24 protein-coding genes are annotated in these 20633 nt (G+C 63.8%); 11 read left to right on the top strand and 13 right to left on the bottom strand.

Going from position 1 to position 20633, the window contains the following annotated elements; translation table 11 throughout:
- Positions 1-29: 29 nt before the first annotated feature.
- From ACSQ3Z_RS04995 to ACSQ3Z_RS04960, 8 genes are all read right to left on the bottom strand, one after another.
- Positions 30-1121: a 3-deoxy-7-phosphoheptulonate synthase gene (locus tag ACSQ3Z_RS04995; RefSeq protein ID WP_436170240.1), complete on the bottom strand. Its 1092-nt coding sequence runs from the start codon at positions 1119-1121 to the stop codon at positions 30-32.
- 512 nt (positions 1122-1633) lie between these two features.
- Positions 1634-1924: a hypothetical protein gene (locus ACSQ3Z_RS04990; protein WP_436170239.1), complete on the bottom strand. Its 291-nt coding sequence runs from the start codon at positions 1922-1924 to the stop codon at positions 1634-1636.
- Between the two features lie 56 nt (positions 1925-1980).
- Complete coding sequence (locus ACSQ3Z_RS04985) at positions 1981-2775, bottom strand: SDR family oxidoreductase (protein WP_436170238.1); 795 nt, start codon at positions 2773-2775, stop codon at positions 1981-1983.
- Positions 2776-2805: 30 nt separating this feature from the next.
- Positions 2806-3798: an inositol 2-dehydrogenase gene (iolG, locus tag ACSQ3Z_RS04980; RefSeq protein WP_436170237.1), complete on the bottom strand. Its 993-nt coding sequence runs from the start codon at positions 3796-3798 to the stop codon at positions 2806-2808.
- A 109-nt stretch (positions 3799-3907) separates the two neighbouring features.
- Positions 3908-4678: an ATP-binding cassette domain-containing protein gene (locus ACSQ3Z_RS04975; RefSeq protein ID WP_192178314.1), complete on the bottom strand. Its 771-nt coding sequence runs from the start codon at positions 4676-4678 to the stop codon at positions 3908-3910.
- 1 nt (position 4679) lies between these two features.
- Positions 4680-5750, bottom strand: coding sequence for an ABC transporter permease (locus tag ACSQ3Z_RS04970; RefSeq protein WP_436170236.1), 1071 nt, complete (start codon positions 5748-5750; stop codon positions 4680-4682).
- 112 nt (positions 5751-5862) lie between these two features.
- Positions 5863-6804, bottom strand: coding sequence for a sugar ABC transporter substrate-binding protein (locus ACSQ3Z_RS04965; RefSeq protein ID WP_436170235.1), 942 nt, complete (start codon positions 6802-6804; stop codon positions 5863-5865).
- Between the two features lie 331 nt (positions 6805-7135).
- Entirely contained in the window at positions 7136-8167 is a 1032-nt protein-coding gene (locus tag ACSQ3Z_RS04960; RefSeq protein WP_436170234.1) for a LacI family DNA-binding transcriptional regulator, read from the bottom strand.
- A gap of 172 nt (positions 8168-8339) precedes the next feature.
- Here ACSQ3Z_RS04960 and ACSQ3Z_RS04955 point away from each other — a divergent pair, with 172 nt between their 5' ends.
- From ACSQ3Z_RS04955 to ACSQ3Z_RS04940, 4 genes are read left to right on the top strand one after another with little or no spacing between them, the layout of a single operon-like run.
- Positions 8340-9443 carry a fatty acid desaturase family protein gene (locus ACSQ3Z_RS04955; RefSeq protein ID WP_436170233.1) on the top strand — a complete coding sequence of 368 codons (1104 nt, stop codon included), beginning with the start codon at positions 8340-8342 and terminating at the stop codon, positions 9441-9443.
- A 46-nt stretch (positions 9444-9489) separates the two neighbouring features.
- Positions 9490-9804 (top strand): MocE family 2Fe-2S type ferredoxin, encoded by a 315-nt coding sequence (locus tag ACSQ3Z_RS04950; RefSeq protein ID WP_436170232.1) that lies wholly within the window; start codon positions 9490-9492, stop codon positions 9802-9804.
- Entirely contained in the window at positions 9801-11039 is a 1239-nt protein-coding gene (locus ACSQ3Z_RS04945) for an NAD(P)/FAD-dependent oxidoreductase (RefSeq protein WP_436170231.1), read from the top strand. Before ACSQ3Z_RS04950 ends, ACSQ3Z_RS04945 begins: the two co-directional genes overlap by 4 nt.
- A 40-nt stretch (positions 11040-11079) precedes the next feature.
- A complete protein-coding gene (locus ACSQ3Z_RS04940; RefSeq protein ID WP_436170230.1) occupies positions 11080-11886 on the top strand; it encodes a 3-methyl-2-oxobutanoate hydroxymethyltransferase in 807 nt (268 codons plus the stop codon).
- An 18-nt stretch (positions 11887-11904) separates the two neighbouring features.
- Here the strand turns inward: ACSQ3Z_RS04940 and ACSQ3Z_RS04935 are convergent, their stop codons facing one another.
- The 5 genes from ACSQ3Z_RS04935 to hslV all read right to left on the bottom strand — a co-directional run bounded on the left by ACSQ3Z_RS04935 (position 11905) and on the right by hslV (position 16013).
- On the bottom strand, positions 11905-12864 hold the full coding sequence (locus ACSQ3Z_RS04935; RefSeq protein WP_436170229.1) for a DUF1402 family protein: 960 nt from the start codon (positions 12862-12864) through the stop codon (positions 11905-11907).
- Between the two features lie 148 nt (positions 12865-13012).
- Complete coding sequence (gene hslU, locus ACSQ3Z_RS04930; protein ID WP_436170228.1) at positions 13013-14326, bottom strand: ATP-dependent protease ATPase subunit HslU; 1314 nt, start codon at positions 14324-14326, stop codon at positions 13013-13015.
- Between the two features lie 5 nt (positions 14327-14331).
- Positions 14332-14931: a DUF2585 domain-containing protein gene (locus tag ACSQ3Z_RS04925; RefSeq protein ID WP_436170227.1), complete on the bottom strand. Its 600-nt coding sequence runs from the start codon at positions 14929-14931 to the stop codon at positions 14332-14334.
- Between the two features lie 4 nt (positions 14932-14935).
- Positions 14936-15472, bottom strand: a complete 537-nt coding sequence (locus tag ACSQ3Z_RS04920; RefSeq protein ID WP_436170226.1) for a GNAT family N-acetyltransferase — start codon at positions 15470-15472, stop codon at positions 14936-14938.
- Positions 15462-16013, bottom strand: coding sequence for an ATP-dependent protease subunit HslV (gene hslV / locus ACSQ3Z_RS04915; RefSeq protein WP_006201294.1), 552 nt, complete (start codon positions 16011-16013; stop codon positions 15462-15464). Before hslV ends, ACSQ3Z_RS04920 begins: the two co-directional genes overlap by 11 nt.
- 226 nt (positions 16014-16239) lie before the next feature.
- On the opposite strand from hslV, the gene hisB reads away from it, so the two are divergent.
- Genes hisB through hisF form a run of 7 tightly spaced genes read left to right on the top strand, consistent with a single transcriptional unit; the run spans position 16240 to position 20633 of the window.
- Entirely contained in the window at positions 16240-16839 is a 600-nt protein-coding gene (gene hisB / locus ACSQ3Z_RS04910) for an imidazoleglycerol-phosphate dehydratase HisB (RefSeq protein ID WP_006201293.1), read from the top strand.
- A gap of 3 nt (positions 16840-16842) precedes the next feature.
- Entirely contained in the window at positions 16843-17316 is a 474-nt protein-coding gene (locus ACSQ3Z_RS04905) for a DUF2628 domain-containing protein (protein ID WP_436170225.1), read from the top strand.
- Position 17317: 1 nt separating this feature from the next.
- On the top strand, positions 17318-17968 hold the full coding sequence (gene hisH, locus ACSQ3Z_RS04900) for an imidazole glycerol phosphate synthase subunit HisH (RefSeq protein WP_436170224.1): 651 nt from the start codon (positions 17318-17320) through the stop codon (positions 17966-17968).
- 3 nt (positions 17969-17971) lie between these two features.
- Positions 17972-18262 carry a DUF1330 domain-containing protein gene (locus ACSQ3Z_RS04895; protein ID WP_436170223.1) on the top strand — a complete coding sequence of 97 codons (291 nt, stop codon included), beginning with the start codon at positions 17972-17974 and terminating at the stop codon, positions 18260-18262.
- Entirely contained in the window at positions 18263-19009 is a 747-nt protein-coding gene (gene hisA, locus ACSQ3Z_RS04890; protein ID WP_436170222.1) for a 1-(5-phosphoribosyl)-5-[(5-phosphoribosylamino)methylideneamino]imidazole-4-carboxamide isomerase, read from the top strand.
- Positions 19006-19842, top strand: a complete 837-nt coding sequence (locus ACSQ3Z_RS04885; RefSeq protein WP_436170221.1) for an arginase family protein — start codon at positions 19006-19008, stop codon at positions 19840-19842. Before hisA ends, ACSQ3Z_RS04885 begins: the two co-directional genes overlap by 4 nt.
- A complete protein-coding gene (gene hisF / locus ACSQ3Z_RS04880; protein WP_436171835.1) occupies positions 19839-20633 on the top strand; it encodes an imidazole glycerol phosphate synthase subunit HisF in 795 nt (264 codons plus the stop codon). The genes ACSQ3Z_RS04885 and hisF overlap by 4 nt, the downstream gene beginning before the upstream one ends.

The raw sequence follows: 20633 nt of genomic DNA, 5'->3' as shown, positions 1-20633 counted from the left end.
CCGGTTCCGGCGCGGCGGCGTCATTTGTCTCAGGCGGCTCCCTGGCGGCTGTCCAGCATGGCGCGGCGCGCCGAGCGGCGCCACTCGACGGCGCCGGCAAGGCCGTGCAGCACCGTCTCGGTGGTTGCCCAGTCGATGCAGCCATCGGTGATGCTCTGGCCATAGACGAGTGGCTTGCCGGGCACGACATCCTGGCGGCCGGCGACGAGATTGCTCTCGATCATGACGCCGATGATGCGCTCGTCGCCCGCGGCGACCTGGCCCGCCACGTCGGCCGCCACCTTCGGCTGGTTCTCCGGCTTCTTCGAGCTGTTGGCGTGGCTGACATCGATCATCAGCCGCGGTGCTATGCCAATGCGGCCGAGTTCGGCAGAGGCGGCGGCGACGCTCGCCGCGTCATAATTGGGCTGAATGCCGCCGCGCAGGATGACGTGGCAGTCCTCATTGCCGGTGGTCGTCGCAATGGCGCTGCGTCCGCCCTTGGTCACCGCCATGAAATGATGCGGCTGGGCGGCGGACTTCACGGCTTCGGCGGCGATCCGCAGATTGCCGTCGGTGCCGTTCTTGAAGCCGACCGGGCAAGAGAGACCCGAGGCGAGCTCGCGATGGATCTGGCTCTCGGTCGTGCGCGCGCCGATCGCGCCCCAGGCGACGAGGTCGGCAATGTATTGCGGCGTGGTCATGTCGAGGAATTCGGTCGCCGCCGGCAGGCCGAGATTGTTGACCGCAGAAAGCACGTTGCGCGCCATCCGCAGCCCCTTGTCGATGTTGAAGCTGCCGTCGAGGTCGGGATCGTTGATCAGGCCCTTCCAGCCGACCGTGGTGCGCGGCTTCTCGAAATAGACGCGCATCACGATCTCCAGCCGGTCCGACAGGCTCTCGCGCAGCGCCGCCAGACGGCTGGCGTAATCCATGGCGGCGACCGGATCGTGGATCGAACAAGGGCCGACGACGACCAACAGCCGGTCGTCGGTGCCGCTCAAAATAGAATGGATGGCGTTGCGCGAAGCGGCAACGGTGCGCGTCGCCGTCAGCGTGCGCGGGATCTCCCGCATCACCTCTTCCGGCGTACTCAGTTCCTTGATTTCGGTGACCCGAAGATCGTCTGTGGTGGTCAACACGGCTTTCTGCTCCTGATTGGGAGACCTGCCGGCTGAAACAAAAAAGCCGCCAGGTCTGGCGGCTGTTCGGATTTTGATGCTGCAATCTTCAGATCGAGCGCAATCCTCCCGCCGCCAGCGAGCTGCTAAAGTACCAATATTTGGCGGTCAGGTTGATCATCAGGCTCATATAGTCGAAGCCGAAGCGATTGTCACGTGTCCTGACAGCACCAATGCCGGATGGGCCGAAGCCTCACGAGTTCGTCATCCCTGGGCGAAGCAGGAGCGAAGCTCCGTCGCGGAGACCCTGGGATCCATGCCGTAACCTTGGCCAAGGAGTGCGGCGGAGCAGAATTCTGCACCGCGGCAACACGTTGATGTCACGGCATGGATCCTCGGGTCTGCGCCGCGTCGCTTCGCTCCTTGCTCCGCCCGTGGATGACGAAGTGATGGGCGTTTTCGCTAATCGCCAAAGGATGCGGCCTGTGAGCACAAGCAACATCCGACCTGCCACGGGCCGAGGAACTCGTATCTCAGTTTGAAATGTGCTCTTGGCCTTGGGGAAACCAGATGCCGCGCCGAAGCCAGTTGGCCCCACCCAAATTGGGCACCACATGATTTTGGTCGAGATCGTTCATATCCTTGATGATCTCGATGCTGATGATTTTCTCGGCGGACCCGAAGGCAAGTGAGAAGAGTTGCAGAGCGTCGGCTTCCGACTGCGCGGTGACGCCGACGCCAAGATGACCGCTTATCTTGATCCAATATTGATGCATCAGACGTTCTTGCTCGGCTTGGGCGCAACCGGGGCCATCTTCTCGCAAAGACCGCCCCTCGGCCAGAGCCCATGGATACGCCTGCGCCGAGACATTCGCCGGTGTTACTCCGGCGACGACCCTGCGATGTTCTGGTCGTAGTCGACCAGCGACCCGGTCATGACACCGGATTGCGGGCTGACCATGTAGCTGATCAGGCGAGCGAGCTGCGCCGGCTTCACCAATTGACCCATCGGCTGAGAAGCCTCGGCCTTTGCCAGCCAGTCGTCCGGCGCGTCGTGCCATTTCTTCTGCACGATCGCCTCGCCCTCGGTGTCCATCCAGCCGGGCAGGACAGCGTTGCAGCGGATGCGATTGGTGCGATAGGCACTGGCGACGTTCTTGGTCAGCGTCATCAGCGCGCCCTTGCTGGTCGAATAGGGCGTCAGGAAGGACTGGCCGCAATGCGCCGACATCGACAGCACGTTGACGATCGAGCCGGGCGCCTTGCGTTCGAGCAGATGCGCCACCAGGCCCTGCATCAGGAAGAATGGGCCGCGCACATTGGTCGCGAAGATCGTGTCGAACAGCTCTTCGCTCGTTTCGACCAGCGAGCCGCGCGCCGAGGTGGCGGCGGCGTTGACCAACGCATTGAGGGTGCCGAAATGGGCGATCGCCGTGTCGACGGCGCGCTTGCAGTCGGCAACCTTGGCGACATCGGCGCTGATGAAGATGGCGTCGACGCCGGCCTTCTTGAGCGTGGCGACCGCCTTGTCGCCCTTCTCCTGCGAGCGGCCGATCAGCGCCAAAGCGCGGCAGCCTTCATCAGCCAGGGCCTCGGCGACGGCGAAGCCGATGCCTTGCGCGCCACCGGTGACGATGGCGCGCGTTTCGGAATTGCGACCGGTTGAACCGTTCATCGCTCTGCTCCTTTTCGAAATTCAACAGGCTTAGTCGAGGCGGACGGTCTTGCCCGACTTCGCCGATTTCAGAGCCGCGTCGGCCAGCTTCAGTGCCACGAGGCCATCCGCTCCGCTTGGTGCCGCCTTCTTGCCCTTCGTTGCCGCGGCGATGAAGGACGCGATCTCGTTGGCATAGGCGTCGAGGTAGCGGGTCATGAAGAAGTCGTGCAGCGGCGGGCGCGTATAGCCCTTCTCATTGGCCAGCTCGATCGACACCGGCCGCTGGTTCTCGGCCGCGACCATGCCCTTCGAGCCATGCACCTCGATGCGCTGGTCGTAGCCATAGGTGGCGCGGCGCGAGTTGGAGATGACGGCCTGCTTGCCGGACGCGGTTTCGAGGATGACGCTGACGCTGTCGAAATCGCCGGCCTCGCCGATCTTCTTGTCGACCAGCACCGAGGCATGGGCGCTGACCGCCACCGGCTCCTCGCCGAGCAGGAAGCGGGCCATGTCGAAATCGTGGATGGTCATGTCGCGGAAGATGCCGCCCGAGCGGGCGATATAGTCGAGTGGCGGCGCGCCGGGATCGCGCGAGGTGATGGTCACCATCTCGACCGTGCCGATGGCGCCGTCGTCGATCGCCTTGCGCACGGCGGCGAAATGCGGGTCGAAGCGGCGGTTGAAGCCGACCATCAGCGTGGCCTTGGCCTTGTCGACCACGGCGAGGCATTTTTCGACGCGCTTCACATTCAGGTCGATCGGCTTCTCGCAGAAGATCGCCTTGCCGGCCTTGGCAAAGCGCTCGATCAGGTCGGCATGGGTGTCGGTCGGCGTGCAGATGATGACGGCGTCGATGTCCTTCGCCTTTTCGATCGCCTCGATGTTGCGCACCTCGGCGCCGTAGGCCGACGCCAGATCCGTCGCCGCTTTCTCGAAGGCGTCGGCCACAGCAACCAGTTTTGCCTCGGGGTTGGAGCCGACGGCGCGGGCGTGGACCTTGCCGATACGACCGGCACCGAGAAGAGCGAAGCGGAGAGTCATGGATATTTCCTTTGGGGATGGGTTCGAACGAATTTCCGCGCCCATCGGGGCGCGGATGATTTTCGGATTGCAGCGGGCCGCTAGAGGCTACCGCCCGCCGCAAACAATACTAGGCTGCCGCAAGTTCCGCCTCCCCGGTCTTGCTGCCGGTGATGTAGGCGACGATATCGTTGCCGTCGGTGTCCTGCTTGCGCAGGTTGGCGACGATCTTGCCGCGCCGGAAGACGACGATGCGGTCGACGAGATCGAACACCTGGCGCATGTTGTGGCTGATCAGGATCAGCGGCTCGCCGTTTGCCTTCAGCGTGCGGATGATGTTTTCGACCTGCGCCGTCTCCTGCACGCCGAGGGCGGCCGTCGGCTCGTCCATGATGATCAGTTTCGAGGCGAAGGTCGCCGTCCTGGCGATCGCCACGCACTGGCGCTGGCCGCCGGACATATGGCGGATGGTGCTGGACAAATTGGGGATCTTCACCGCCGTGCGGACCAGTGCCGCCTCGGTCGCCTTGCGCATGTATTTGCGATCGAGGATCGAGAAGGGGCCGAGGTTGAACAGCACCTTTTCGCGACCAAGGAACAGGTTCGACGGCACGTCGAGGTCGTCGGCCAGCGCCAGGTTCTGGAAAACCGTCTCGATGCCCGCCTCGCGTGCCTCGATCGGGCCGGCGAAGTTCACTTCCTTGCCGTCGAACCACACCTTTCCGTCGGTGCGCTGCTCGACGCCGGTGATCTGGCGCACGAAGGTCGACTTGCCGGCGCCGTTGTCGCCCATGATGGCGACATGCTCGCCCTTGCGCAGCTCGAAATTGGCGCCTTCGAGCGCATGCACGCCGCCATAGCGCTTGGTCAGGTTTTCGGTCTTCAGAATGATGTCTGACATATCAAGCTCCTATCGCGCGGCGACGCTGGCGCCATTGATCGAGAACCACCGCGCCGACGATGATCACGCCCTTGACCATCTCCTGGTAGTAGGCGTCGAGGCGCAAGAAGGTGAAGCCGGAGATGATGACGCCGAAGATCAGCGAGCCGATCACCGTGCCGATGATCGAGCCGCGGCCACCCGACAGCGAGACGCCGCCGATGACCGCCATGGCGATGGCGTCGAGTTCGTACATGACGCCCATGCCGGACTGGGCGGTGAGGTTCTTCGAGCACAGCACCACGGCGGCAAGCGAGGCGAGGATGCTGGCGATGACGTAGACGAGAATCTTGTGGTTGGCGATCTTGATGCCCGACATGCGCGCGGCGTCCTCATTGGAGCCGATGGCATAACAGTGCTTGCCGTATTTGGTGTAGGTCAGGATCAGCTGGAACAATATCGCCAGCGAGATGAAGATCACGACCGGCATCAGGCCCTTGCCGATGCCCGCGAAACTCTCGGTCGGAAACGAGATCGGCTGTCCCTTCGACCACCATTTGGCGATGCCGCGCGCGGTCACCATCATGCCGAGCGTGGCGATGAAGGGCGGGATGCGCGTGTAGGCGATCAAGGCGCCATTGACCAGGCCGGCCAGCAGGCCGCAGCCGATGGCGACCAGCACCGGCACGATCACCGGCAGGTCGGTCCAGCCGACGAACATCGCCTTGGGGTTCGGGTTGCCGTTGACCGTCGCCACCTGGGCGAAGCTCATGGCAATCATCGCCGTGGCGCCGACGACCGAGCCCGAGGACAGGTCGATGCCGCCGCAGATGATCACCTGCGTCACGCCGATGGCGATGATACCGACGATCGACACCTGCAGGATGATGATTTCGAGGCGCTGCTGGTTGAAGATCGCATCGACATTGTCGCGGGTGTTGAACAGGAAACTGTCGCCGAGAAAGACCCGGCCGATCAGTTCGAAAGCGCCGACGAGGATGACGAGCGCCAGGAAAACGTTGAACTCAGCAGGCCATGCACGTTTTTTTGCATCATAGGTGAGCCCACCGATGCCAGGAGATGTCTGTGCCACGTCTTTTCCTCCGTCGGCCACATTCATCCTCCCGCCCGCTGGGGCGGGAGGAAAGTGAGGAGCGGCGCTGTTTTTCTAATTTGATGCGCCGCCCCTTATCGAAGCGCCAGCCTCAGTTCTTCTTCAGGAACTTGTCGATGTTCGCCGGCGTAACCAGCTGGAACGGAATGTAGACCTTGCTGTCGACCTTCTCGCCCTTGGCAAGCTTCAGCGCAGCGTCGAGAGCACCGGCACCCTGGCCGGCCGCATCCTGGAACACGGTCGCATCAAGATCACCAGCCTGCATGGCGGCAAGCGCGTCCTGGGTGGCGTCGACGCCGCCGACGACGACCGACTTCATGTCGATGTTGGCGGCCTTCATCGCCTGGATGGCGCCGATGGCGCTTTCGTCGTTGTTGGCGATGACACCGTCGAACGGCTTGCCGGTCGACAGCCAGTTGGTCATCAGGTTCTGGGCCTCATCGCGGTTCCAGTTCGACGTCTGCTTGTCGATGATCTTGATGAAGCTGCAGTCCGGCGTGGCGATCACGTCGTCAATGTCCTTGGTGCGCATCACCGCAGCCTGGTTGGAAAGCTCGCCCATGATCACATAGACATTGGCTTCCTTCTTGCCGGCTTCGGTGAACAGGCGGCAGACTTCCTTGGTCTCGAGCGTGCCGGAATCGGCCTCGTTCGAGGCGACGAAGGCCTGGTTGTCCGGCAGCGTGTCGACATTGACCGGTTCGCGGTTGACGTAGACCAGCGGGACCTTGGCCGCGGCCGCCGCATCCGACATCGCCTGGGTGGCCGAGGTGTCGACCGGGTTGACGATGATGGCGTCGACGCCCGAGGCGACGAAGTTCTTGATCTGGTCAAGCTGCTTGGCGACGTCGTTCTGCGCGTCCTCGACCTGCAGCTCAACACCGTCCATGCCCTTGGCCTGCTCGATCATGCCGTTGCGCAGCACGGTCAGGAAGTTGTCGTCGAACTTGGCCATCGACACGCCGACCTTGGCCGCGAATGCCGACGAACTCATCAGCGCCGCAAAGGCGACGCCCAAAATCAGTTTCTTCATTGTATTTCTCCTCCACACATTGGTGTCCGGCTGCACCGATCTCGCCCGGAATCCCCGATCTCCCGAGGAATCTCTCCCACCTGCTCCCCTGCTCCGGATGGCGTTTCCCTGCGATTGGAACGCCAAGCCCTCTGTTTGAAACAGATGTTCCGGAACGAAAGGACCAAAATACCTAGTCAGTGAAATATTTATTCCATTTTGGGTGAGGCCGTCAAGGGCGATTCCAAAAACCGAGCCGGATTTTCGCGGCAGGGCCTTGCAATATTCTATCAGGGTGATGGATCCCATCATTGCGACCGGTTCCGCCGTGCCGGGGCGCCGGCTCACCGGCCTAGATGTTTTCCGGCAGATAGATGTCGAAGGGCAGGAAGGTCTGGCCCGGCGCATTGGCAGCGCCGGTTTCGATGGCATGCGCCATCAGGCCGACAAGCTCGCGGCATAGGGCCGGCAGCGGCGTGGAAATCACCATGGTGAGGATGTTGTCGGCGAGTGCTGCGCGCGATTCGGCGTTGATCTCGTTGCAGACGACCACCGGCATATTTTCGGGCCTCGCCGCCCGCAGCGCCGAGACCGCGCCTTCCATGCCGCCGCCGGCGACGTAGCAGCCGGCAAGATCCGGATAGCGCGCCAGAAGATCGATCATCGCATCATGGGTCACCTGGTTGGCTTCCAGGTTGACCAGCGTCTCCATCACCGTGAATTCCGGCGCATGTTCGCGGAAGAATGACCTGAAGCCGATCTCGCGCAGCTCATGGCCATGGAAGCGATGGCTGCCGACGAACAGGGCGACCTTGCCGGGCTTCCTCGCCGCCTTGGCGATCATCCAGGCCGCGCTGCGACCGACCTTGCGGTTGTCGAGGCCGACATAGCCCTCCCGGATGCCGGCGGCAAAGTCGGACAGCAGAGAGAACACCGGTTGCCCCCTCGCCTTCAGCGCCTCGACGGCCGCCGTCAGTGTCGGATGGTCCGGGCCGACAACGGCGACGGCCCTGGATTTCGCCGCCAGCTTGCGCATCTGGGCGGCGATCTCGTCGGGGGCCAGCGAACTGGCGAAGTCGATGGTTGCGACACCGCGGAAGCGCTGCGATTGCGACACCGCCAGTTCGAGCTCCCGCGCGAAATCGCTGTAGAAAACATCATTGCCCCTTAGGAGCAGAAAGCCGAGCCGGTATTCCGGCAACTCCTGGCGCATGCGCTGCTTGATCAGCCCGGCGGCGTGATAGCCGATGCCGGTCGCGGCCTCATAGACACGGCGCGCTGTTTCCTCGCGCACCGGCAGGCGGTTGTTCAGCACCCGGTCGACAGTGGCAACGCTGACGCCGGAGATGCGCGCCAGATCGGTAATGGTCGGCCGTTTTGCCATGACTGCCCTCTGATTTGTCGAACCCTTTTACATCATCTTGATGGGAAATGATAGAAACTATCTTTGTGAGATTGATCCTATCATCTAGTGGCGCTATTTTGAATTCCGACGCCTGCGATCATACCCTTGGCATTCGCCGGGACGGGATCGCGAGGCGCTGGTGGAGGTTCCAATGGCGGCAACGATGTCTGCAACGCCATCCCGGCGCGACTACAGCCTGGTGGGCCGCGATACGCAGTTGGCCGTCGAGAACGGGCTGGCGGCGGCCGAGTGGTACCACACCGACGTTCCGCGCAAGCAGATGAAGGAGCTGATGCAGCGCTCCGACGGGCCGGCGATGCGCGACACCGTCATCTGGCTCGGCGTGCTCATCCTGAGCGGCGCCGGTGGCGCCTGGTTCTGGGGAACCTGGTGGTGCGTGCCGTTCTTCTTCGTCTACGGCACGCTCTACGGCTCCTCGACCGATTCGCGCTGGCACGAATGCGGCCATGGCACCGCCTTCCGCACGCAGTGGATGAACGACGCGATCTATCAGATCGCCTGCTTCATGATCATGCGCAACCCGGTGACGTGGCGCTGGAGCCATACGCGCCACCATACCGACACCATCATCGTCGGCCGCGACCCCGAGATCGCCATCATGCGGCCGCCGGACCTCATCCGCGTCATCCTCGCCTTCGTCGGCGTCCTCGATGCCTGGCACGCCATGAAGGACATGGTCCGCCACGCGGCCGGCATCATCAACGCCGAGGAAAAGACCTATGTTCCCGAGCAGGAACAGCCGAGGGCGATCTTCTTCGCCCGTATCTGGCTGGCGATCTATGCCGCGACGATCGCGCTGGCGCTCTATATGGGCTCGTTCCTGCCCTTCATGCTGGTCGGGCTGCCCAGGCTCTACGGCGCCTGGCACCATGTGCTGACCGGCATCCTGCAGCATGGCGGTCTGGCCGACAATGCCATCGACCACCGGCTCAACAGCCGCACCGTCTACATCAACCCCATCAGCCGCTTCATCTACTGGAACATGAACTACCATGTGGAACACCACATGTTCCCGATGGTGCCCTATCACGCGCTGCCCAGGCTGCACGAGCTGATCAAGCACGATCTGCCGGCGCCGACGCCGTCGATCCTGGCCGGCTACCGCGAAGTGATCCCGGCCTTCCTGCGCCAGTTGCGCAACGAAGACTATTTCCTCAAGCGCGAGCTGCCGCCGACCGCCAGGCCGTATCGCGAGGAATTGCACAACGACAGCGCCGTCGCCGCGGCTGAATGACCGGCCTGACGGGCGCAGAGAAAATCCAATTTTTCCGGAGGAACCAATGAGCGACTGGGTCGAAGCCTGTGACGCCGAAGATATCGATGAAGAGGACGTGATGCGGTTCGACCATGGCGGCCGCACCTTCGCCATCTACCGCAGCCCCGACGACGAGTATTTCGCGACGGACGGGCTTTGCTCGCACGAAAAGGTGCATCTGGCCGACGGGCTGGTGATGGACGACATCGTCGAGTGCCCGAAGCACAATGGCCGCTTCAACTACAAGACCGGGCAGGCCAGGGGCGCGCCGGTCTGCGTCAACATCAGGACATATCCGGTCAGGGTCGACGCCGGCAAAGTCCTCATTCAGATCGGATGACGGTGATGACAAAGGCAATGGTCATCATCGGCGCCGGCGAATGCGGCGGACGCGCAGCGCTCGCGTTGCGCGATCTCGGCTTCGAAGGCCCAGTGACGCTGGTCGGCGACGAGCCGCATCTGCCCTATGAGCGTCCGCCCCTGTCGAAAGAGGCCATGACCGGCGAGGCGCCCGCGATCAAGGCGATCGCCAGCGATGAAATCCTGTCCGAGCGGTCGATCCGGCATATCCATTCGGTTCAGGCCGTGGCGATCGACCGCGCCGCCCATGTCGTGCGCCTGTCGGATGGCTCGGCGCTGCCGTACGACAAGCTCCTGCTGGCGACCGGCTCGCTGCCGCGCAAGCTGCCGATGCCGGGCCTCGGAGCGCGCTGCGTATATCTCAGGACCTTCAATGACGCGCAGGCCATCCGCGCCCATCTCAGGGCCGGAAACCGCGTGGCAATCGTCGGCGGCGGCTTCATCGGTCTCGAACTCGCCGCCTCGGCGCGCAAGCTCGGCGCTGCCGTCACCGTCGTCGAGGCGCAGCCGCGCATCCTGATGCGCGGCGTGCCCGCCGAAATCGCCGAAATCATCCACAAGCAGCACGAAGCCGAGGGCGTGACGATCCTCGCCGGCCAGGGCATCTCGGCCATCGCCGACGACGGCGCCGAGGTGCGCATCACGCTTGCCAGCGGCCTGGAGGTCGTTGCCGACCTCGCTATCATCGGCATCGGCGCGATGCCGGTGACCGGGCTGGCCGCGGAAGCCGGATTGACCATCGACAATGGCATCGCCGTCGACGCCGAACTTCGCACCGGCGATCCGGACATCTTTGCCGCCGGCGACTGCTGCTCGTTTCCGCTTGCCGTCTATGGCGGAAGGCGGGTGCGGCTTGAAGCCTGGCGCAACGCGCAGGAGCAAGGTGCGCTGGCGGCCAGGAACATGCTGGGCGCCGGCGAGGCCCATGCCGCCGTGCCCTGGTTCTGGTCTGATCAATATGGCCTGACCTTGCAGATCGCCGGGCTTTCGGACGAGGGGCATAGCGTCGTGCGCCGCGACCTCGAAGACGGCGCCTTCATCCTGTTCCATCTGGCTGGGGACGGCCGTCTGGTCGCTGCAAGCGGCATCGGGCCGGGCAATGCGGTCGCCCGCGACATCAGGCTGGCCGAAATGCTGATTGCCAAACGAGCAACGCCGACGCCGGAGGCGCTCGGCTCACAGACGGTCAAGCTGAAGTCTCTGTTGGCGGCGTGAGCCGCGCCATCCGGAAATCAAGGACATAGAGGGGAAGAAAATGCCGCGCACCAGACCGACGGTCGCCGACCTGCAATCGCTGAAGGGCAAGCGGCAGCTTTCCAAGCTCAGGGTCTTCTCTATGGAAGAGGCCGAGGCCGCGGAGCGCGCCGGCATCGATATCATCTCCGTCCCCTATGATTTGATCTTCGACCCGCGCTTTCGCGATGCGGCACCGACCTGCTTTGCCATTCCCGGCGACGAGCAGTCCAAAATGGGCGCGACCACGGACGAGATTTTGCGCACGGCGGTGAAGTTGCGCGCGGCAAGCGCCGACGCGATGTATTGCTCGGCCAGCCTGCAGACGATCCGGCGGCTGCGCGACGAGCACATTCCGGTCTGCGGTCATGTCGGGCTGATCCCGGCGCATGCGACCTGGACGGGCGGGTTCAAGGCGGTGGGCAAGACCGCCGGAAGTGCCGCCTTCGTCTGGAAACAGGTCAAGGACCTGGAAGCGGCAGGCGCCTTCGCCGCCGAAATCGAGGTGGTGCCGGCCGAAATGGCGAGCGCGATCTCCAGGCGCACGCCACTGATCATGATTTCTATGGGGGCCGGCGCCGGCTGCGATGCCCAGTATCTGTTCTCGGAAGATGTGCTCGGCACCCATCGCGGACACTATCCGCGCCATGCCAAACGCTATCGCGACCTGGCGGCGGAGTTCGACCGCATCCAGAACGAGCGCATTGCCGCGTTCAGTGAATATGCCGACGACATCCAGTCCGGCGCCTATCCAGCACCGCAGCACATGGTCGGGGTGGACGCCGAGGAATTGCGCAAGTTCGAGGCGTTCCTCGAATCCCAGGCCTGAGCGGCTTACTCCTCAGCTCTAAAAGAGTGCCTTCAGCTCCGACAATTTGTCGTTGACCAGCCAGCCATAATAATTTTCCTCGGGCAGCTTTTCGGGCTCGCCCGCGGCGCGGCGCTTGTCGTTCTCGGCCTTCAGCGCATCGGCGCGCTGCTCGGGATTGCCGACATTGTAGAGCGTCGCGGTGAGGCCGGGATTGCCCGAAATGTCGAAACCAGCGATGCCCTTGTAGGCGTCGATCGATTTCCTGATCGTCGCCGCGACGTAAGGAAGCGTCAGGTCCGGATCCATGATGGTCTTGTAGACCCCGTTCGGATCGGCGACGTCGAGCTTGGGCAGGCCGGACACCTTGTGCACGAAATCGCTCATCTGCAGCGCGGTCAGCGGATTGAGCTGGCCAAGGCCGAAGGTCTGGCCGGCATAATAGGGCTGGAAGAAGGTGGCGCCGAAACGGTCGTTGGGAAAGCTCTCGCCACCAACACTCTTACCGCGGAAGGAATGGTTCCACACCTGCTCGCGGCACTCCCACAGATCGTAGCTGTCGGTCAGGCCAGCGCATTTCTTGAATTCCGGCCGCTGCACGAAATCCGTGATGTCCTCGCCGTCATAGGCGAAGGAGAGCTTGCTCGACAAATAGGAGATCGCCTTGACGTAGTAGGTCTGCAGCCGGTCGTAGGCGTCGACATTGTAGGTATGCTCGCCGACGATGGCGCCGACGATGTGAATGGGATCGATGCCATAGGCCGCCGCCTGCTGCTTGATCTTGCCGCGAAGATCGGCGTCGTTCTGCAGCAGCGCGTAGACCTTGCGGTACTTGGCCTGGAAGGTGGTGCTGGTGGCCTGGGTGCGGCGGCTCGAGGCGCCCGGTATGTCGGGCTGCTCGGCATTGCGGTTTCCCGGCGGCACCAGCGTCGCCGCACCGGCGGCGGGCACCGCTGCCGCCAGCGCCAAGCCGAGAAGGAGAAGTATGCGTTTTTTCATGCGCCGCCGCCTGTGAGTCGCCGGGCAAACTAGGTAAAGCCCAATGGAGAGTCGAGAGAACCGCCTCGTCTCGCCGGACGAAAGCGGCCAGATGCTTCCATTTGGCCACACCCTGGTTCTTGCGCCGGGAGCCCGCCCGGCGCCGCTTCTACAGGATGAATCTGGACAAATCCGTGTTCCTGGAAAGGTCGCCGACATGCTTTTGCACATAGGCGGCATCGATGGTGACCGCCGTGCCGTTGCGGTCCGGCGCGTCGTAGGAAATCTCGTCCAGCACCCGCTCCATCACCGTCTGCAGGCGCCTGGCGCCGATGTTCTCGACACTGGCGTTGAGATCGACGGCGATGCCGGCAAGCGAATCGATGGCGTCATCGGTGAAGCTGAGTTCGACGCCCTCGGTTTTCATCAGCGCGATGTACTGCTTGATCAGGCTGGCCTCGGTCTCGGTCAGGATGCGGACGAAATCGTCCTTCTCCAGCGCCCGCAGCTCGACGCGGATCGGCAGGCGGCCCTGCAGCTCCGGCAGCAGGTCCGACGGTTTGGCGACATGGAACGCGCCCGAGGCGATGAACAGGATGTGGTCGGTCTTCACCGGTCCGTATTTGGTCGCCACCGTGGTGCCCTCGACCAGCGGCAACAGGTCGCGCTGCACGCCTTCGCGGGAGACGCCGGCGCCGATGCCGCCTTCGCGCGACGCGATCTTGTCGATCTCGTCGAGGAAGACGATGCCGTCGTTTTCGGTCGATTCGAGCGCCCTGCGCACCACCTCGTCCTGGTCGAGCAGCTTGTCGGACTCGTCGCTGATCAGCAGCGCGTAGGATTCCTTCACCGTCGTCTTGCGTGTCTTGGTCTTGTGGCCGCCCATCGCCTTCGACAGCATGTCGTTGATGTTGAGCACGCCGATATTGCCGCCCGGCATGCCGGGAATCTCGAAGCCGGGCATGCCGCCGGTGCCGGTGTCGGCCACTTCGACCTCGATCTCCTTGTCGTCGAGCTCGCCGTCGCGCAGCTTCTTGCGGAAACTGTCGCGCGTGGCCGGGCTTGCCGTCTTGCCGACGAGCGCCTCAAGCACCCGTTCCTCGGCATTGAGGTGGGCGCGCGCCTTGACGTCCTCGCGCATCTTCTCGCGCACCAGGCCGATGGCGATCTCGACCAGGTCGCGGATGATCTGCTCGACGTCACGGCCGACATAGCCGACCTCGGTGAACTTGGTGGCCTCGACCTTGACGAAGGGCGCGCCGGCAAGCCGCGCCAGGCGGCGCGAGATCTCGGTCTTGCCGACGCCGGTCGGCCCGATCATCAGGATGTTCTTCGGCATCACCTCTTCGCGCATCTGGCCTTCGAGCTGCTGGCGGCGCCAGCGGTTGCGCAAGGCGATGGCCACGGCGCGCTTGGCGTCCTTCTGGCCGATGATGAAGCGGTCGAGTTCCGAAACGATTTCGCGCGGGGAGAATGTGCTCATATCACTCAAATTCCACTTTGCCACTGCCGGATGGACTCGAACGGATGCAGCAGCATGATCACGTTGAGCGTCAGATTGTCCCGGATGATGTAGCCGGTGCCCAGTTCGAAGATCACGGCAAGGCTGACGATCACCCATATAGGAAGCTTTCGCGCCATCACAAATCCCAGCACCATGGCGAACGTATCCGCCACAGAATTGATGATGCTGTCGCCGTAATAGTCGAGCGAGATGGTGCCGGCGCGATAGCGTTCGATGATGAAGGGGCTGTTCTCGAGCAGCTCCCAGCCACCCTCGATGAGGACGGCGAAGGCCAGACGGAGGCCGACCGGCGAGCGCGGGAACAGGAACCGCGCCAGCGCATAGAACAGGAAGCCGTGGATGATGTGCGAAGGCGTGTACCAGTCGGAAATGTGCTGGGAATTTTCCGAGCTCTGGACGACGCCGTGCCACAGCTTGACATAGCCGCAGGTGCAGATCGGCGGATGGCCCATGCCGTAAAGGACACCGGCCTGGAAGATGACCAGAGCCAGCACGAGCAGAAGCCCCATCCGCCAGCTGTCTTCATAGGCCGAGAGCGTCTTGTCTTCGCCGGTAGTGTTCATTTGGTCAGTGCCCCTCTTGCGCGTCGCCATCGGCCGCATCAACGGCCATCAGCACGGCGTCCCCATATTCCGATTGCCTGCGCCCGATCTCCCTGAAGCCGGCCTTCTCATAGGCGTGGATGGCGCGCGCGTTCTCCGGATGCGGGTCGATGATGACGCGCGGCACCCCTTCCTCGAAAAGCTGTTCGACGAACTGACGCACGATGGCCGAGCCATGGCCGACGCCGACCAGCTCCGGCCTGCCTATGGAGAGATCGATGCCCAGCGTACCGAACGGCTGGTCGGCATAGGGATGATCGTCCTCCAGATGCGGGTCGTAGCTTTGCAGATAGGCGATCGGCTTGCCGTCCAACTCGACGATCAGCGGTTCGACCGAAATCGAGTCGACATGCTCACGGATCTCGGCGATCTCTTTTTCGGGATCGTCCCACCATTCGGCGACATGCGGCTCGGCCAGCCAGCCGGCGATCATCGGCAGGTCCTTTTCGGTGACCGGCCGAAATTCGTATGTATCGCTCTGTTTGGCCCGCTCAGGCGGCATCGAGCGTTTCGATGACGAAGTTGTTGTTGGTGTAGACGCAGATGTCGGACGCGATCTGCATCGCCTTGCGGGCGATCTCCTCGGCGTCCTTGTCGGAGTCCATCAGCGCGCGGGCGGCGGCCAGCGCATAATTGCCGCCGGAGCCGATGGCCATGACGCCATGTTCGGGTTCGAGCACGTCGCCGGTGCCGGTCAGCGCCAGCGAGACCGACTTGTCGGCCACCAGCATCATCGCTTCCAGCCGGCGCAGATAGCGGTCGGTGCGCCAGTCCTTGGCGAGTTCGACGCAGGCCCGCGTCAGCTGCTCCGGATATTGTTCGAGCTTGGCTTCAAGCCGCTCCAGAAGGGTGAAGGCGTCGGCGGTGGCGCCGGCGAAACCGGCAATGACATTGCCGCCCTTGCCGATGCGGCGCACCTTCTTGGCGTTGCCCTTCATGATGGTCTGGCCAAGGCTGACCTGGCCGTCGCCGGCGATCACCACCTTGCTGCCCTTGCGCACCGTCACGATGGTCGTGGCGTGCATGGTCAGTTCATTCGACATTTTCTGCTCCGATCAGCACCGATCCCGATAAGGCGATCCGGCGCGTTACGAGTGACTTGATCGGCCATATGTATGCATGGGTCAAGCGATTGCAAAGCGGCCTCCGGCAAGCCTCGATAGCGCCGCGCATGGCAACTGGCAATCGCCGGATCATGCTGCTAGAAGGCTCTCGCTTTCAAGCATGTGACGGCTTGGAAGGCGTGAAACCATGGACAAGGATGAGGTCATGTCGCCCCGTTCCGCCGAAGCAAGCCGCAAGACCAAGGAAACCGATATCTCCGTATCGGTCCATGTCGACGGCTCGGGCAAGTCCGACATTGCGACCGGCGTCGGCTTCTTCGACCATATGCTGGACCAGCTGTCGCGCCATTCGCTGATCGACATGACGGTGAAGGCCAAGGGCGATTTGCACATAGACGATCACCACACGGTCGAGGACACCGGCATTGCGCTCGGACAGGCGCTGGCCAAGGCGCTCGGCGAGCGGCGCGGCATCATGCGCTATGCCTCGATCGATCTTGCCATGGACGAGACGCTGACCAGGGCGGCGATCGACGTCTCCGGCCGTCCGTTCCTGGTCTGGAACGTCTCCTTCTCGTCGCCCAAGATCGGCACGTTCGACACCGAGCTGGTGCGCGAGTTCTTCCAGGCGCTGGCGCAGAATGCCGGGATCACGCTGCACGTGACCAATCATTACGGCGCCAACAACCACCACATCGCCGAAACCTGCTTCAAGGCGGTGGCGCGCGCGCTGCGTGCGGCGCTCGAACGCGACCCGCGCCAGCCGGATGCGGTGCCCTCCACCAAGGGATCCCTGAAAGGATAGGCGATGGCCATCTATGTCGTGATGGAACCGCCGGGCCGCAGCGAAAAGGCCGACGTGACCTTTATCCGCGACGGATTTGCCTGGCTCGGCTTCCTGGCGGCGCCGTTGTGGCTCGCCTGGAACCGGCTGTGGATCGAGGCCGCACTGGCCTTTGTCGTCATGGCCATCCTGTCGATGCTTGGCGAGAAACTGGGGCTGGCCTGGGCCTGCTCGCTGCTGTCGCTGCTGGTCTCGCTTTACATCGGGCTGGAGGGGCAGGCGTTGCGGATCTCCGCACTGCGCCGCCGCGGCTGGCATGAAAGGGGCGTCATCGCGGCCGACAGGCTTTATGACGCCGAGACGCGCGATGCGCTGGAGGCCGAAGCGATGGCGGAAGAGCAGGCGACGATGCAGCGCATCGTTCCGGACGCCGCCCGGGCGCGACCGCCTCAGACCGGCATTGCATTGGGCCTGACCCACACGCCCGGAAAGCCCTGACATGCGGATAGCGATCATCGATTACGGGTCGGGCAATCTGCGCTCGGCCACCAAGGCCTTCGAGCGCGCGGCGCATGAGGCGGGCATCGCGGCGGCGATCGAACTGACGGCTGATGCCGAACGCGTCCGCACCGCCGACCGCATCGTGCTGCCCGGTGTCGGCGCCTATGCCGACTGCGCGGCCGGCCTCAAGGCTGTGGCCGGTATGTGGGACGCGGTGGAAGAGGTGGCGATCGTCAAGGGCCGGCCCTTCTTCGGCATCTGCGTCGGCATGCAGCTGATGTCGGAACGTGGTCTGGAAAAGACCGTGACCAAGGGTTTTGGCTGGATCGCCGGCGACGTCAAGGAGATCACGCCCAGCGATCCAGCGCTGAAGATCCCGCAGATCGGCTGGAACACGATCGAGATGACGCGCAAGCACCCGCTGTTTTCCGGCATCGCGACCGGAGCCAAGGGATTGCACGCCTATTTCGTCCATTCCTACCATCTCGATGCGAAGAAGGCCGAAGAGGTGCTGGCGGTCGCGGACTATGGCGGCCCGGTCACGGCGACGGTCGCGCGGGACAATCTCGTCGGCACACAGTTCCATCCCGAGAAGAGCCAGGCGCTCGGCCTCGCCCTGATCACCAATTTCCTGCGCTGGAGGCCTTAACCCATGAGCAAGAAGGGCTATTGGATGGTCATGCTCACGGTGACCGATCCCGAGGGCCACCAGCGCTATCGTGACGCCATTGGCGATGCCATTTCCAGCTTCGGAGGCCGCTATCTCGTGCGCGGCGGACAGGTCACAAACCCCGAAGGTTCGGACTTTGGCAGGCATGTGGCGGTCGAGTTCGCCAGCTACGAAACGGCGCTGAACTGCTATCGGTCGGAGGCCTATCAGGCGGCGCTCAAGCATCGGCGGGCGGCTTCAACCGGGCATTTCGCCATCGTGGAGGGCGCCTAGATGATCCTGTTTCCGGCGATCGACCTGAAGGACGGCAAATGCGTGCGCCTGAAGCACGGCGATATGGCGACCGCGACGATCTACAATGACGATCCGGCCGCACAGGCTAGAGCCTTCGAGGAGCAAGGCTTCGAGTGGCTGCACGTCGTCGACCTCAACGGTGCCTTCAAGGGCCAGAGCGTCAACAGCGCGGCGGTCGGCGCCATCCTCAAGGCGACGAAGAACCCGGTGCAACTCGGCGGCGGCATCCGCACGCTGGCGCAGATCGAGGACTGGCTCGACCGTGGGCTTGCCCGCGTCATCCTCGGCACGGTTGCGGTGCGCGACCCCGACCTGGTAAAGCAAGCCTGCAAGGCGTTCCCGGGCAAGATCGCCGTCGGCATCGACGCCAAGGGCGGCAAGGTGGCGGTCGAAGGCTGGGCTGAGGCGTCGAGCCTGGGCGTCATCGAACTGGCGAAGAAGTTCGAAGGCGCCGGCGTCGCCGCCATCATCTACACCGACATCGACCGCGACGGCGTTTTGACCGGCATCAACTGGGACGCCACCATCGACCTCGCCGAAGCGGTGTCGATCCCGGTGATCGCCTCCGGCGGGCTCGCCTCGATCGCCGACATCGTGCGCATGACCATGCCCGACGCGAAAAGGCTCGAAGGCGCGATCTCGGGCCGCGCGCTCTATGACGGGCGCATCGATCCGGCCGAAGCGCTGGCGATCCTGAACGGCAAGCCGGTGGAGGCAACGCCGTGAACGTATCGATCATCCTGGCGTCCTATGACAGCGGCCACTATCACGGCGGCTGCGGCCAGGGGCCGGACGCGTTGATTGCCGGCGGGCTGACCGAGGCACTCAAGCTTGCCGGCCACGACATCGATGTTCACGACATCGGCAAGATGAGTGGTGAGCAGGAGCGCGAGATCGCTACCGGCTTCGCCGTCTGCAGCGCCGTGTCGGGCGAAGTCCGTATTGCCCGCGACCGTGGCCGGTTTCCCATTGTGCTTGCCGGCAATTGCCTGACCAGCGCCGGCGCGGTGGCCGGCGAAGGCGCCGATGCCATGATCTGGGCCGACCAGCATGGCGACCTCAATACGCCCGATACCTCGACATCGGGTTTTCTCGACGGCATGGCGCTGGCGGCCGTGCTCGGGCTTTGTTGGCGGCCGATGGCGGCACAGATCCTCGGATTCAAGGCAATCGATCCCGCCCGCTGCGTGCTGGTCAACGCGCGCGACCTCGACACGGCGGAAAGGCAATTGCTGGAGACGCTGCCGGTCATCCGGACGGAATGCCCGGACTGGGCCGGTGCGGCGCAGAGGCTGAAGAGCACCGGCGCCGAACGCGTCCATATGCATCTCGATCTCGACGTGCACGACCCCGAGGATCTGCAGGCCAACCGCTACGCCACTCCCGGCGGCCCGGCTCCGGAGCAGTTGCGCCAGGCGATGTGCGGCATGGCGGGCTTGCTGCCGATCTCCGGCCTCACCATCTCCGCCTACGATCCAGCGTTCGACGCCAAGGGCGACGTGCCGCCGCTGGTCGGTCAGTTGCTGGTCGATCTGCTCGCGACCTTGGAGAAAAGCTGATGCTGAAGGCCCGCGTCATCCCTTGTCTCGACGTCAAGAACGGCCGCGTCGTCAAGGGCGTCAATTTCGTCGACCTGGTCGATGCCGGCGATCCGGTCGAGGCGGCCAAGGCCTATGACGCGGCCGGCGCCGACGAGCTCTGCTTTCTCGACATCGCCGCGTCGTCGGACAACCGCGAGACCATCTTCGACGTCGTCGCCCGCACCGCCGAACAATGTTTCATGCCGCTGACCGTCGGCGGCGGCGTGCGCCAGGTGGCCGACATCCGCAAGCTGCTTCTCGCCGGCGCCGACAAGGTGTCGATCAACACGGCGGCGGTGAAGAACTCGGATTTCGTCGCGGAAGCCGCCGACAAGTTCGGCAACCAGTGCATCGTCGTTGCCATCGACGCCAAAAAGGTATCCGGGGCCAATGAGGCCGACCGCTGGGAGATCTTCACCCATGGCGGGCGCGAAAAGACCGGTATCGACGCGGTCGAATTCGCTCGGCAGATGGTCGATCGCGGCGCCGGCGAGATCCTTTTGACGTCGATGGACCGCGACGGCACCAAGGCCGGCTACGACCTTGCGCTGACCCGCGCCGTTGCGGACGCGGTGCGTGCGCCGGTCATCGCGTCGGGCGGCGTCGGCACGCTCGACCATCTGGTCGAAGGCATACGCGACGGCCATGCCGGGGCCGTGCTCGCGGCCTCGATCTTCCATTTCGGCACCTACACAATCGCGCAGGCCAAGGCGCATATGGCCGCCGCCGGCTTGCCGATGCGGCTGGACTCCCTGGATAATCGGCTCTAA

The sequence above is a fragment of the Mesorhizobium sp. LjNodule214 genome, from assembly GCF_964252735.1.
In the GTDB taxonomy this organism is placed as follows: domain Bacteria; phylum Pseudomonadota; class Alphaproteobacteria; order Rhizobiales; family Rhizobiaceae; genus Mesorhizobium.
This window is presented reverse-complemented; position numbering and strand designations above follow the sequence as displayed.